Origin of the sequence: Alkalihalobacillus alcalophilus ATCC 27647 = CGMCC 1.3604 (assembly GCF_000292245.2) — a bacterium.
Classification (GTDB): Bacteria; Bacillota; Bacilli; order Bacillales; family Bacillaceae_D; genus Alkalihalobacillus; species Alkalihalobacillus alcalophilus.
The window spans coordinates 1-13,555 of sequence record NZ_ALPT02000100.1; the positions used below are offsets into that span (position 1 = coordinate 1).

The following is a 13,555-nucleotide window of genomic DNA, read 5'->3' on the forward strand; positions in this document are numbered from 1 at the left end:
GGCCGTTGAAGACGCTTTTTGTCTTCATAAGGACGACCGATTTTTCTCGAGCTTCTAACAGGCGGAGCTAGATTGAATAAAAAGCGCAGCCTGTTCGGTCAGAAACGAGAAATATCAAGGAACAACGCTAAGTTCGCGACGTCCTGTCGCAACGCCTTGTACCCACATCCTGTAGGCAGGGGCGACCGATTTTTCTCGAGCTTCTAACGGACGGAGCTGAACTAATTCCGTAATGGTTTTTTCGTCATTAACATATGTTGCATTCGTTGTTGCGTTTTCGGTTCAGCGACAAGACTTAAAAAGGCTTCTCTTTCAATATCAAGCAAATACTGCTCATCCACGAGCGTTCCTTTTGCAACTCGCCCTCCAGCAATAACGAAAGCCAATTTTTCAGCAATTTTTAAATCATGTTCACTAATTCTTCCAGAAAAATGCAAACTTTTCGCTCCTAAAAGCATCGTCGCATAGCCGGTCTCACCTACGACTGGAATAGGCTCTCTAGTCGGTGGCATATAGTGATTTTTTTCCAGAGTCAGAACGGTCTGTTTGGAGCGCTCAATAATCTCCTCTTTATCAAAAATAATCACATCATTGTCACCTAAATAATTTAATTTCTGTGCTTCAAGAGCTGAAGTTGAAACGGAAGCCATTGCGATCGTTTCAAACGTCTTATTGGCTACATTTTGTAAATCAAATTTAACGTCATTAGCCGCATTTTTTAGATTTCGCAAATAAAGTTCTTTGTTTCCGCCACCACCCGGAATAAGACCGACACCAGTTTCGACTAAGCCCATATATGTTTCAAAATCGGCATGAATACTAGCCGCTGGTAAGCTCATTTCTACGCCACCACCAAGAGTCATTCCAAATGCTCCGACAACGACTGGTTTAGCTGAATAACGGATTTTGCTCATTGTTTGTTGGAAAATATGAATGATATCTTCAATATCCTCATAGTTGTCACTTTGAGCTTCTAATAAAATCATTAATAAATTTGCCCCAACACAGAAGTTTTTCCCTTGATGACTAATCACAAGCCCTTTATATGATTTTTCTGCTTCTTCAACAGAGCGACGAATCATATCGAGTACATCAAGTCCAATTGATTGATTTGGTGAGTGCATTTCCATTAATACGACATCATCACCAATATCAAGTAAGCTTGCACCATCATTTCCAAAAATCTTCTTCTCTTTTTTAAGGAGAGTTAAATTGTAATGTCCATCCTTTTTAGGAATTGGAACATAATTCTTAGTTTTTTCATCATAATATTGCTCATTTTGATAAAAACTAGTAAAACCATTAGCGATCATTTCATCGACCCAGGCTGGAACCGTTAAATCTGATTCTTTCATTTTCGTTAAAGTTTCTTTTACACCTATCATATCCCACATTTCAAATGGGCCAGCTTCCCAACCAAAACCAGTTTTCATTGCGATATCAATCGAATAAATATCATCGGCAATGTCATCCTTTTTCTCAGCTGCATAAACAAGTACATTCGAAATTAAGTTCCAGATAAATTTCGCATCTTTACTATTTTGAGAAACGATAAAAGATAATCGTTTTCTTAATGATTTGATTTGTTTTGTTTGTCCGATTAGTTCCGATTGATACTTCGTTGTTTCATCATATTCTAATGTTTCTGGGTTTATGGCTAAAATAACTGATTTCCCGTCTTTTTTGACTTTTTGGTAAAACCCTTTTCCAGCCTTTTGCCCAATAGCTCCATTTTCAACCAATTTTTTCATAAAGCTTGGTGGATCAAATAATTCTTGTTCCTTACCTTCTGTATGATCATAAACGGTTTTCGCTACATGTAAGAATGTGTCTAAACCAACAACATCAAGTGTTCGGAACGTTGCACTTTTAGGTCGCCCGATTAATTTGCCGGTTAAAGCATCCACATCTGATACCGTTAATCCGCTTTTTCCCATTTCTTGTACGGTTAATAAAAGCCCATACGTCCCAATTCGGTTAGCGATAAAATTAGGAGAATCTTTAGCTAAGACAACAGTCTTGCCTAATCTTTTTTCAGTAAACGTTTTCATATCTGAGACTATATTTGTGTCAGTTGAATTACTTGGAATAAATTCAACGAGCTTCAAATATCTTGGCGGGTTAAAAAAGTGGATTCCTAGAAAATTCTTTTTAAACCCATCAGAACATGTGGAAACCATTTTTTCAATGGATAATCCGGAAGTATTCGAACTTACAATACAACTTGATTTTTTCACCTTCTCAATTCGTTCAAAAAGGTCTTGTTTGACGGACATATTTTCAACAACCGCTTCGATAATCCAATCCACTTCAGCTAACTTCTTAAAGTCATCTGTTAAATTACAAGCTCGAATCAGTTTTGATTGTTCACTTGTACCGAGTGGAGCTGGTTTCATCTTTTTCAATTTCGTAATCGCTTCCAAAGCATAACGATTCTTGACTGCGGCATTATCTAAAGAAAGTCCCAGCTTTGATTCCTTCTCTGATAATTCCTTTGGCTGCAAATCAAATAACAATGTCTGAATTCCTGCATTGGCCAATACTGCAGCGATCTGCGCCCCCATTACTCCCGATCCAATAACGGCAGCTTTCCTAATTTGAACAGGCATGAATACCCTCCTCATTGTTAAAATATAAAATTACCCTACTGTTCCATATGCAAGTGATTGACTAAAGATGCTACTAAATCGTAAGTCCTCATAAAAATTCGGTCATATTTGCTAATACGACTACGATTATCAATGTTACATTTAAAATTGATTTAGACGATCACACAATGGAATTGTAAGCGCTTAATTATATAATTCGCGATAAATCGTCGATATCCTGCAATATTTTTATTTTTTTTTAAATTTATTCAGATTTTTTTTATAACGTTCTGAATTGAAGGTGCACCAATAATTGTCGCTTATAAAAAGAAGAAAAAAATCAAAATCTATAGGGGTAACCGTCTTAAATTTAACGGTTCATTATTTTTTAGGGGGAGATTTTATGCAACAACAGCAAAATCAAGGTCAAGCACAACAGCAACCACAGTACCAAGAACCACCTGCCATTCTTTCAACGAAGGATAGCCTTTATTTATCAGATATGCTGTCATGGAATTTAGTCGCGATGAAAAAAGCTCATTTTTATGCGGGTCAATGCCCTGATCCTGAAATTAAACAAGCGTTAGAAAATGCTGGGCAAATGCACAAACGTCATTATGAGAAAATCCTGACCCATTTACAACCCCAACAACAGCAACAACAAGCAATGGGTAACCAGCTTCAATAAATATCCAATTAGGATTGCTAATACGTGTTTTCGAACATACGAAGGAGGAATTCAGATGAGCCAAAAAATTCAAAACCCACAAAAACCAGTACCTAAGACTCCACAAATGTCAGAGCAGGATTTTATTACTGATCAACTTTCGACAGAGAAATACTTGTGTAATTCCTATAGTCTCGCAGCAACAGAAGCGAGCCATGCTCAATTGTTCCAAGACATTAATCAGATCGCAAACGAAACCCATAACTGCCAACGTGATTTATTTAATGTTATGTTCAAAAAAGGACTATACAGCTATGATGCTGCCGAGCAACAATCGATTCAACAAGATTATCAAAAGTTCACTGGCTACAAAAATCAATTCCCTTATCCACAAGGGCAAGGCGGACAAAATTATTCCTAAAGAACAATGGCAAGTTGAATGTGTCTAAAGAAAAAATGCTTCCGGTGATTTAAAATCACCGGCTTTTTTATATGATATTCCATTTTCGTATTATTGCTCCAGCTGGGCGGCTTTCCTCCTCTCTTTTTTCACATCATCGCTGGCGTCAGACACATCACAAAGACTAGCAGAATTCCCTATCATTGCATCGTTCCACAAACCTTGTATTCAAAATTTATCTGCTTCTCTTCACCATTCTCCATTTCTTTTTCCGTATAGAAACCTTCTTTTACTTCTTTTTCACCGATCAGAATCACCTTTTGCACAGCTATTCGGTTAGCTTTTTTTAGTGCTTTTGTTATCTTTTTAGTGCCTAATTCCATTTCAACATAGAAGCCGTTCTTCCTTAAATTTTTTGCAACTTGCAACGCTTCTTGCTCATAACCTAATGGAATAATATAGTAGTCGATTTCTGACTTTGAATTTTGGCCTCTTTGTCCCAAAGCATTACAGATCACATCTAAACCAAATGAAAGTCCTACGGTCGGGTAGCAATCATCCGTACCAAGAAAACCCCCTACCGCTTCATCATAACGTCCTCCCGCTCCAATACTTGATTGAATCGAGCTATCTTTTAAAAAAATCTCATAAATTGTACCTGTATAAATTTCCAAACCTCTTGCTAAGTAAGGATTAAAAACACAACACTCTGTTAAATCAATAGCGTCTAAATAATTCAGCAGCTCTTCTGTTTCCTGTACTCCTTCTAGAAACGATTCATTCCGAACATCCATTTTCTTGAACTCTTCAAACGTCCATTTTTTATTTAAAAACTCAATAATCTTTTTGATTGACTCAGCTTCCACAGCTTTACCCTTTAATTCCTTGACAACACCATCAACCCCGATTTTTAAAAACTTATCAATCGTTAAAATTGCTGAATTTATTTTTTCTGGATCTACTTCAAAGCTTTTTAATACCCCTGATAACAACTTACGGTTATTAATTTCAATCTCAATATCTATTCCTAACTTCTCAAAAGCATCCACAGCCATTGAGATTAATTCGGCCTCAGCAAGCTGTGATTGAACCCCGACTATATCAACATCACATTGCGTAAACTCACGGTATCTCCCTGTTTTAATTGGTCCATCCCGAAAAACTTTTCCTATTTCATATCGTTTGAACGGCATTGACAAAGTAGGATTCATAGCAATCACTTTCACAAAAGGAATCGTCAAATCATATCTCAAGGCAAGTTCTCGTTTTCCTCGATCGGTAAGAAGGTACATTTCCTCTAAAATTTCCGCACCTCCACCATATTTGGACGCTAATAATTGGACCTCATTTATAATAGGTGTTTCTATCGGTAAACAGCCGTACGCCATAAAAATATCTTCTAACGTACGCCGAACTTTCCTTCTCACTGACTCCTCCTTTGGCAAATAATCTATTGTACCTTTAACATTTTTAATTTCAACATTTTTCCTCATCTAAAACCCTCCTAATATTTATAAATTAAAGAAAATAAAAAACCGCTATCGATTAAGATAAACTCTTTAATCAATGCGGTTTCATGGGAAAAAGTCTTCCTAAGATTAATTTTTTAATCTGTAGCAAGACTTTTAAATATGATGATGGTTGTTCAATAAAATTGAGCGGTTTCGACTATTCATACTAATCACACTCCTAGATTTCTGTTACTTTATCATTTCTACAAAAAGAAAACAATATTTAATTAGAAAATTACTCAAATTGACTTTACATGAACGGTTCAATCGTTGACAGTCTGAACACCTCTCTTCGTTTGCTGTTGAAGGAAACTGTGCAGTAAAATTAAGAGCTTCGGCTGTCGCTACCAAAACCATACTCCGCGTCCTGCGGGAACCTTGCGAGCCTCCTCGGCAAGCCTTGCGGGGTCTCGCTCCACGGTTTATTCCCGCGGGAGTCTCCGTATGGTTTTGTCCGCTAAGTGTAGGGGAGATGCTTGATGATATGGCCATTCTCAATTAGCTATTTCTAACGCAGAAGGACCTTCTTCTTCACTTTGTTGGTTACGGAACTAAATAGGGAGTTGCCACCTATTTTTTTCTAAGTCTGCAGTCATCAAAAGACAGGATAAACAAGCTCGATCATCTAGCTAATGTACAGAGCATCAACAATGATTTGTTTACAACTGTAACGGATTTAGTCATTGAAAGAGAAAAATCATTCTCAAGCTAATGTACGTTGAAGTCATGACTGTTTTTTTATTCAATGAGAAAAAGGAACCTAGATTCGATTCCAGTATCTAGCGGACAAACAGACACGGAGACTCCCGCAGGAATAAACCGTCCAATGAGACCCCGCAAGCGTGAAACGCTGAGGAGGCTCATGAGGTTCTCGGCAAGGACGCGGAGTGTCTGTTTGGGAGCGACAGCCGAAGAGCATTGTACATTGTCTATTTTTTCTTAATGCACAGTTTATCCGTTTTGTGTGATAGTACGTTCTCGCTTTTCAAACATGTCAAGGGCATTTATTTAAGAGTTTCCCTTTCGCTCTGCCAACTAGTTGAACGGATTTTCTCGATGCGAAAGTTGAGAAAATTAAAATAAAACACTTGATTTTTTCCTTATTTATCCTTTAATATACAACCAGATGATATATATCAAAAAGATATAAAAGGGATGAAACGATATGGCACAAGAAAATCATACAAAATACGCAATACTTGGAATATTAACGACATCCTGTAACTCCGGTTATGAGATTAAACAAATGATCGACAACAGCTTAAATCATTTTTGGAAAATTAGTTACGGACAGATTTATCCGATGTTAAAAACGTTAGTTACTGATGAGCTAGCTTATGTGGTGGAAGTTGCACAAGAAAACAAGCCAGACAAAAAGACTTACTTTATTACCGAAAAGGGGCGAGCGGTTTTACAAAATTGGCTTGAGACTCCAATTGAAAAAGTATCCATCGAAAAAAATGAGTTGCTTTTAAAACTATTTTTCAGCAGCAATCAAAAAAAAGAACAGCTTACGATTAAACATATCGAACAATATATTGAAAAACTTCAAGAGCGATTGGCTGTTTTTTTAACAATTGAGCAATCCATTCATACTCATGGCACCGGACACCTTGATGAACAGTATTGGTTAATCACATTAGATTATGGAAAAAGAGCGACACAAGCCGCAATCGAATGGGGAAACGCTGCAATTGCTACCATTAAAGGAGGAAACGTAAATGGAGAAAAGGATTGAGACAAAAAGAGTAACCGCTGCCCATCGTGATAAACTGGTGTTATTTATGATTGGGATGAGAGTGAACAAGTGGTGGGCAATTCATAAATGGCTCCCCGTTGCTTTCGCTATGCCCGCTATGATCAAAGAGCTATATCAGAATAAAGAGTATGGTTGTTTATCGATGGAAAGCTTTTTTAGTTTAAGAACGACCTATTTGCTTCAATATTGGCGTTCAGAGGAAGAGCTATTTGCTTATGCAAAAGGGCAAACCCATTTAAAAGCCTGGAAAAACTTCAACAAACGTTGCCGCAACAACTCAGCCGTAGGTATTTATCATGAAACGTATGTTGTGGCTCCTGAAAAGATGGAGTCAATCTATGTGAATATGCCAAAGTTCGGCTTAGCAAAAGTATCCGGCTATGAGAAAGTAACAAAAAAATTACAAACCGCTTCACAAAGATTGGTTAAGAACTAAAGCTTAAGGGAATTGATTGCAAGAAAACCGTGGAATGGATTTCCTTTCCTTAATAAAGGAAGCTCATACCCTGTTTATCGACTTACTTATTTTTATGAATAGCCCTTTCATTAATCAATAAAGAAGGTGGAAAAGAAGTGCTCGAATTTTTAGGTATTTTTAATGCAGTTCTATTTCTTGGGATAGCCGTTTTCCAACTATTATTAGCGTTTGGAAAACCATTAGCTGAATATTCGTATGGGGGCAGGTTTACTGGAGTGCTTCCCTTACCGTTCCGAGTAGCTAGCTTTGTTTCAAGCTTGTTTTTAGTTGCTTTCGCTTTCGTTTATTTACAGTACACAGGATTCATTTTTCCTGGAATAGACTTCCCATTTTTTAAATGGCTAATTGTCGGCATCGTTATCTTTCTTTTCATTAATACAGTTGGCAACTTAGCCTCCCAAAGTAAAAAAGAGAAATTCGTGATGTCTCCCCTTTCAGCACTAGCTTGTTTAGCCGGCGTTATTATTTTAGTTTTGACATGGTGATTTAACGTATTTGCCGGGGCCGAAGTAGTCATTATTTTTATAAAAAAGTTGATGAGAAGCCTTTCAGCTCCTCACCAACTTTTTTATTATATATAGTTCCTTATTGCAATGCTTCTGTTAAAGGTGGAACGATTTGCTTTTTACGTGAAACAACACCTTTTAGTAAGGCTGTTCCATTATCTAATGTTACATTAAAGGCCTTTTCAACAGCTGGTGCTTGACTTCCTAGTGTAAGAACTACTGAGTTGTTTTCTAAAATATCTGTGACAACTAGTACAAATAAATCAAGTTTTTTCTCTGCGATTAGTTCAGTTAGAACCGGCTCGATTTCAGCTTGACGATTGATCACTTCGTTCGTATCAACCGTGTTGACTTGAGCAACTTCAACTTTAAATTCACCCATTGAGAATTCTTTTGCATCAATTGAAATTAATTGTTGAACCGTTTTACTTGTTGTATCCGCTCCAGCTTTTAACATTTCTAATCCATAGCTGTTTGCATCAACACCAGCGATTTCAGCAAGCTCTTTTGCAGCCGCTACATCTTCATCCGTGCATGTTGGCGATTTGAATAATAAAGAATCAGAAATAATGGCTGATAACATCAGCCCTGCAATATTTTGCTCGATTGCAATGCCTTTTTCTTTATAAATTTTTAAAAGGATCGTTGCTGTACATCCAACAGGCTCTGCACGATAGTATAGAGGATCGGCTGTTTCAAAATTAGCAATACGATGGTGATCGATTACTTCTAAAATACGAACATCCTTAATATCAGAAACACTTTGTTGGAATTCATTATGATCCACTAAAATAACTTCTTCTGCTTCATTCGCGACCGTTTCCACAAGACGGGGTGTTTCTGTACTAAAGGTTTTTAAAGCATATTCCGTTTCTCCATTAACCTCACCAAGACGAACCGCTTCCGCTTGGACACCTAATTTGTTTTTTAAATCTGCATAAGCAATCGCTGAACAGATTGTATCTGTATCAGGGTTTTTATGGCCAAAAATAAGTACGTTAGACATAATCTCGCTCCTTTTAAATGTTTACATTTTTTTATCTATCATCGATTCTACCATGAGTTGTCCTACTTTTACATAATCGATTTTACAACAGATTGAAACGAAAGCAAACCATCTCGATAGGAATAATTTAAATTATTGAATAATTAATCCGTTCTTCCGTTGGTCAAGCTGCTTTTAGGCGGCTTTCCTCCTCTCTTTTTTCACATCATCGCTGCCTAAAGCTTCTCCTACTAAAAAGAGTTCAATGAGGAATTATCTCGTCATCGAACTCTTCTTTATCATCACTTCGCTATTAAAATCGATTCTGCTTTTTCAACCAGTTCCTTACTTGGTGAATCAATTCCTTTAAGAGGATACGGATACCCAAGTGCCTCCCATTTATAAACGCCCATTTGATGATATGGCAACACTTCTACTTTCTCGACATTAGTAAGCGTCCCAATAAAATCAGACAAACGTCTTAAATACTTCTCATCATCATTAATGGTCGGTACGAGCACATGTCGGATCCAGACAGGAATATTTTTCTTTGACAAGTATTTCGCAAAATCAAGAGGGGCTCGATTTGGTTTCCCCGTTAGCTCACGATGTTTTTGATTATCGATATGCTTTAAATCTAACAAAACGAGATCCGTATATTCAAGCAATTCATCCAGTTCCTTTAAAAAAAGTTCTCCCTTTTCAAAACAACCGCCCGATGAATCGATCGTCGTGTGGATGCCTCGCTCTTTACACGCTTTAAAAAGTGCGATTAGGAATGGAATCTGCAGAAGGGGTTCCCCACCGCTAACCGTAATCCCTCCATTCGAAGCGGCAAAAAAGGGACGGTAATCCTCAAGCTCAACTAAGATTTCCTCCACTGTTTTATCGGTTCCGGTTCCAATTTTCCAAGTGTCGGCATTATGGCAATATTTGCAACGTAACAAACAACCTTGTAGAAATAACACATAACGGATACCAGGCCCATCTACTGCCCCAAATGTTTCCACTGAATGAATATTCCCCTTCATGCGATCAACTCCTATCTAGATTGGCTCCGTTACCTTTTCCTGTTCGGCTATTGCACCGTGGAAGGTACGGTTAATAACATCCAATTGTTGTTCTTTTGTTAATTTAATAAAGTTTACAGCATATCCAGAAACACGAATGGTTAGCTGTGGATAATTTTCTGGATGCTCCATTGCATCAATTAACTGCTTTTGGTTAAAGACGTTAATATTTAAATGATGGCCTCCTTTGGCGATATAACCATCTAAAATCGCCACAAGATTTTGAACTCGAGCCCCACTTTCTTTTCCTAACGCTTTTGGCACAATGGAAAAGGTGTTCGATACACCATCTAAGGCATAATGATAAGGAATTTTGGCCACCGAACTTAAGGAGGCAAGAGCACCTGAACGATCTCGTCCATGCATCGGATTAGCTCCTGGAGCAAATGGTTCACCAGCCCTTCTGCCATCTGGTGTATTCCCTGTCTTTTGTCCGTACACGACATTAGACGTAATCGTTAATACAGATGTAGTCGTTTTCGAATCACGGTATGTCTTATACTTTTTCAATTTGTTCATAAAGTTTTTGACTACTTCAACAGCAATTGCATCGACGCGTTCATCATTATTTCCGTAAGTTGGATAGTCTCCTTCAACATAATAGTCAATGACCATTCCTTTTTCATCACGAATCGCGTGAACTTTAGAATGTTTAATCGCACTCAGAGAGTCAGTTACAACGCTAAGTCCGGCTATTCCTGTTGCCATCGTGCGTAGAACCTCTGTATCATGTAAAGCCATTTCAATTCTTTCGTAGCTATATTTATCGTGCATGTAATGAATGATGTTGAGAGAATTAATATAAAGTTCTGCTAACCATTCCATCATGACTTCAAACTTTTCCGCGACTTCCTCATAATGAAGAATGTCACTTGTAACCGGCTCCATTTTAGGACCAACTTGTTCTTGTAACTTTTCGTCAACACCACCATTAATAGCGTATAATAAGGTTTTCGCTAAATTAGCTCTCGCTCCAAAAAATTGCATTTGTTTTCCGATACGCATTGCTGATACACAACAAGCAATCCCATAATCGTCGCCCCACTCCGGTCGCATTAAATCATCATTTTCATACTGGATTGCACTTGTTCTAATCGACATTTTCGCACAAAAGGCTTTAAAGGCTGCTGGCAACTTAGTCGACCATAAGACGGTCAAATTTGGCTCTGGTGCTGGTCCAAGGTTCTCAAGCGTGTGCAAAAAGCGAAATGAATTTTTTGTCACAAGGTGCTGACCATTTATCGACATTCCCGCAATCGATTCGGTTACCCATGTCGGATCGCCACTAAATAATTCGTTGTATTCAGGCGTTCTTGCAAATTTGACCAAGCGTAACTTCATCACAAAATGATCAACAAGCTCCTGGACTTCCTTTTCAGAAAGTAGATTTTTCTTTAAATCTCTCTCAATAAATATATCTAAAAATGTTGAAACTCGTCCTAAGCTCATTGCTGCCCCATTTTGTTCTTTAATGGCCGCTAAATAAGCTAGATAGAGCCACTGGAAAGCTTCCTTCGCATTAGTCGCCGGCTTCGATAAATCAAATCCATATTTAGTCCCAAGCTCCTTTAATTCTTCTAATGCTCGAATTTGTTCAGCTAACTCTTCCCTCAACCGAATTTGCTCTTCGGTCATCGTTTGACTCGTTTCCTTTTTGTCCTTTATCTTTTGTTGGATTAAAAAGTCCACTCCATATAAAGCGACCCGGCGATAATCACCAATAATCCGTCCTCTACCATAGGCATCAGGTAAACCAGTAATAATCCCTGCTTTTCTAGCTTTCTTCATCTCATCTGTGTAAGCATCAAAGACTCCTTGGTTATGTGTTTTGCGATATTTAGTGAAAATTTCTGATATCTCTTCATCGACTTGATACCCGTAAGAGGTTGCTGCTGTTTCGGCCATACGAATTCCACCAAATGGCATTAACGAGCGTTTAAATGGTTCATCTGTTTGAAGCCCTACAATTTTCTCTAATGACTGATTCAAATAACCGGGACCATGTGAAATAATCGTTGAAACCATTTTAGTATCTAAGTCATAGACACCGCCTCGTAGCCTTTCATCATTGGTTAAATCCATAATTTGCTGCCAAAGTTGTTTAGTAGCCTCTGTTGCCCCTTCTAAAAAACCTTCATCACCATCATAGCTCGACACATTTGTAAGGATAAAATCTCTGACATCGACTTCCTTTTTCCAACTTTCCCCTCTAAAAGAATGCCATTGCTCCATTTGTTCTTCCTCCTCATATTTTGGAATAAAAACAATAACAGATTAATTGAAATGTATATAACAGCTATTACACTTTTATTGTACTACCAAATTCAGACAATGGATTATCCCAATTATGAAGCTATTGTGAACACTTTCACAAATGTTGCTATTAGTTGATTTAGTCCTCCTTTTTAAGCGATTAGTCGTTTCAGTTTAATTAGATACACGTATTAAATTTATCTCTAACTGTATTAGTACTATTTAGTTATGTGTTATAATAATGCCATGAAGATTCTCTTTTTTTCTCAAAAGACTTTTTCTGAAAACATGGACAGAGCGAAACCGCTATATCTTGAATCGACCTTTAGATAAATGGTATCCTCCAACTCAGATCCCTTTCTCCAATTTTCTGTCCGTTTCGACTTTTTCCCTTTTTCATATGGCTATTTTGGAGTTTTATCTAAATCATTTGTCGCATATTGAAGAACTTTTTATTGGAAAGAAATAAAGGAAAACACACCTTTTTACCTAATATAAATACTAATAAGAATATAAAACGGGAGGTTGTACGATTGAATGAAAGTGATTTAATGTTTACAGTGATAGAAGGTATGTGTGAAGCTTGTGTCTTACCAACGCTCCCGACATTATGTGTTAGGACAGGACATACAAAAGAAGAGTTGTTGCCGCTATTAGCTCAATTAAAAAAAGAAGGTAAAATCGAATGGATCAATGAAGAAATCGTCATATCCTTACCGAAACCCGAGTGGTATTTAGACTATTTACTTTCTCTTCAAAAAATAAAAGTGCTGCCATAGAGTCCAATAATGACTTTATGGTTTTTCTTATTACTTATTTTCACAAATTCCCTCTACTTAACCTAGATAACAGTTGAACTTTCCCTACTATATTGTTGGCATCTATACAAAGCACAACATTTTATCGAAAACTTGCCCTAAATAAGCAGTGGGTAGCTACTCTCCTAAATTGGAGAGTAGATGGGTACGAGATATAGCGATAAGCCGAGTTGAAGCTGAAGCTAACTTGGCTTATTTTTGTGCTTTTCGGCTCTTAATACGCCGAACTTCCCTTCGCTCGGCTCTTTTTTCTGCTTCACGGTTCTTAATACGCCGAACTTCTCTTTGCTCGGCTCTTTTTCCGCTTCACGGTTCTAAATACGCCGAACTTCCCTTTACTCGGCTCTTTTTTCTGCTTCACGGCTCTTAATACGCCGAACTTCTCTTTACTCGGCTCTTTTTTCTGCTTCTCAGTTCAAAATACGCCGAACTTCCCTTTACTCGGCTCTTTTTTCTGCTTCTCAATTCTAAATACGCCGAACTTCCGCTTTACTCGGCTCTTTTTTCTGCTTCTCAGTTC

At 37.7% G+C, this 13,555-nt stretch carries 11 protein-coding genes; 6 read left to right on the top strand and 5 right to left on the bottom strand.

The window, feature by feature from the left end:
• Positions 1–221: 221 nt before the first annotated feature.
• Positions 222–2,609, bottom strand: coding sequence for a 3-hydroxyacyl-CoA dehydrogenase/enoyl-CoA hydratase family protein (locus BALCAV_RS18595; RefSeq protein ID WP_003322190.1), 2,388 nt, complete (start codon positions 2,607–2,609; stop codon positions 222–224).
• A gap of 382 nt (positions 2,610–2,991) precedes the next feature.
• On the opposite strand from BALCAV_RS18595, the gene BALCAV_RS18600 reads away from it, so the two are divergent.
• Positions 2,992–3,276 (top strand): hypothetical protein, encoded by a 285-nt coding sequence (locus BALCAV_RS18600; RefSeq protein WP_003322188.1) that lies wholly within the window; start codon positions 2,992–2,994, stop codon positions 3,274–3,276.
• A gap of 55 nt (positions 3,277–3,331) precedes the next feature.
• A complete protein-coding gene (locus BALCAV_RS18605) occupies positions 3,332–3,676 on the top strand; it encodes a spore coat protein (protein WP_003322187.1) in 345 nt (114 codons plus the stop codon).
• A 179-nt stretch (positions 3,677–3,855) separates the two neighbouring features.
• Here BALCAV_RS18605 and BALCAV_RS18610 read toward each other — a convergent pair whose 3' ends face one another.
• Entirely contained in the window at positions 3,856–5,148 is a 1,293-nt protein-coding gene (locus BALCAV_RS18610; RefSeq protein WP_003324640.1) for a histidine--tRNA ligase, read from the bottom strand.
• A 1,183-nt stretch (positions 5,149–6,331) separates the two neighbouring features.
• On the opposite strand from BALCAV_RS18610, the gene BALCAV_RS18615 reads away from it, so the two are divergent.
• From BALCAV_RS18615 to BALCAV_RS18625, 3 genes are all read left to right on the top strand, one after another.
• Positions 6,332–6,904 carry a PadR family transcriptional regulator gene (locus BALCAV_RS18615; protein ID WP_003321127.1) on the top strand — a complete coding sequence of 191 codons (573 nt, stop codon included), beginning with the start codon at positions 6,332–6,334 and terminating at the stop codon, positions 6,902–6,904.
• Positions 6,888–7,361, top strand: coding sequence for a DUF4188 domain-containing protein (locus BALCAV_RS18620; protein WP_003321128.1), 474 nt, complete (start codon positions 6,888–6,890; stop codon positions 7,359–7,361). The genes BALCAV_RS18615 and BALCAV_RS18620 overlap by 17 nt, the downstream gene beginning before the upstream one ends.
• 137 nt (positions 7,362–7,498) lie before the next feature.
• Complete coding sequence (locus BALCAV_RS18625) at positions 7,499–7,888, top strand: hypothetical protein (protein WP_003321129.1); 390 nt, start codon at positions 7,499–7,501, stop codon at positions 7,886–7,888.
• 100 nt (positions 7,889–7,988) lie between these two features.
• On the opposite strand, the gene BALCAV_RS18630 is transcribed toward BALCAV_RS18625, so the two are convergent.
• From BALCAV_RS18630 to pflB, 3 genes are all read right to left on the bottom strand, one after another.
• Positions 7,989–8,915, bottom strand: a complete 927-nt coding sequence (locus BALCAV_RS18630; protein ID WP_003321130.1) for a manganese-dependent inorganic pyrophosphatase — start codon at positions 8,913–8,915, stop codon at positions 7,989–7,991.
• Between the two features lie 281 nt (positions 8,916–9,196).
• The gene (gene pflA / locus BALCAV_RS18635; protein WP_003321131.1) at positions 9,197–9,925 is read right to left on the bottom strand and encodes a pyruvate formate-lyase-activating protein; all 729 of its coding nucleotides are present in this window, start codon (positions 9,923–9,925) and stop codon (positions 9,197–9,199) included.
• A gap of 15 nt (positions 9,926–9,940) precedes the next feature.
• Entirely contained in the window at positions 9,941–12,196 is a 2,256-nt protein-coding gene (gene pflB / locus BALCAV_RS18640) for a formate C-acetyltransferase (protein WP_003321133.1), read from the bottom strand.
• A gap of 554 nt (positions 12,197–12,750) precedes the next feature.
• On the opposite strand from pflB, the gene BALCAV_RS18645 reads away from it, so the two are divergent.
• Positions 12,751–12,996: a hypothetical protein gene (locus BALCAV_RS18645; RefSeq protein ID WP_003321134.1), complete on the top strand. Its 246-nt coding sequence runs from the start codon at positions 12,751–12,753 to the stop codon at positions 12,994–12,996.
• The last annotated feature ends 559 nt before the right edge of the window (positions 12,997–13,555 follow it).

What these genes read in the sequence shown, in the direction of transcription:
- BALCAV_RS18595 (WP_003322190.1), bottom strand. Translation starts at nt 2,609, where the DNA reads ATGCCTGTTCAAATTAGGAAAGCTGCCGTTATTGGATCGGGAGTAATG.
- BALCAV_RS18600 (WP_003322188.1), top strand. Translation starts at nt 2,992, where the DNA reads ATGCAACAACAGCAAAATCAAGGTCAAGCACAACAGCAACCACAGTAC.
- BALCAV_RS18605 (WP_003322187.1), top strand. Translation starts at nt 3,332, where the DNA reads ATGAGCCAAAAAATTCAAAACCCACAAAAACCAGTACCTAAGACTCCA.
- BALCAV_RS18610 (WP_003324640.1), bottom strand. Translation starts at nt 5,148, where the DNA reads ATGAGGAAAAATGTTGAAATTAAAAATGTTAAAGGTACAATAGATTAT.
- BALCAV_RS18615 (WP_003321127.1), top strand. Translation starts at nt 6,332, where the DNA reads ATGGCACAAGAAAATCATACAAAATACGCAATACTTGGAATATTAACG.
- BALCAV_RS18620 (WP_003321128.1), top strand. Translation starts at nt 6,888, where the DNA reads ATGGAGAAAAGGATTGAGACAAAAAGAGTAACCGCTGCCCATCGTGAT.
- BALCAV_RS18630 (WP_003321130.1), bottom strand. Translation starts at nt 8,915, where the DNA reads ATGTCTAACGTACTTATTTTTGGCCATAAAAACCCTGATACAGATACA.
- pflA (WP_003321131.1), bottom strand. Translation starts at nt 9,925, where the DNA reads ATGAAGGGGAATATTCATTCAGTGGAAACATTTGGGGCAGTAGATGGG.
- pflB (WP_003321133.1), bottom strand. Translation starts at nt 12,196, where the DNA reads ATGGAGCAATGGCATTCTTTTAGAGGGGAAAGTTGGAAAAAGGAAGTC.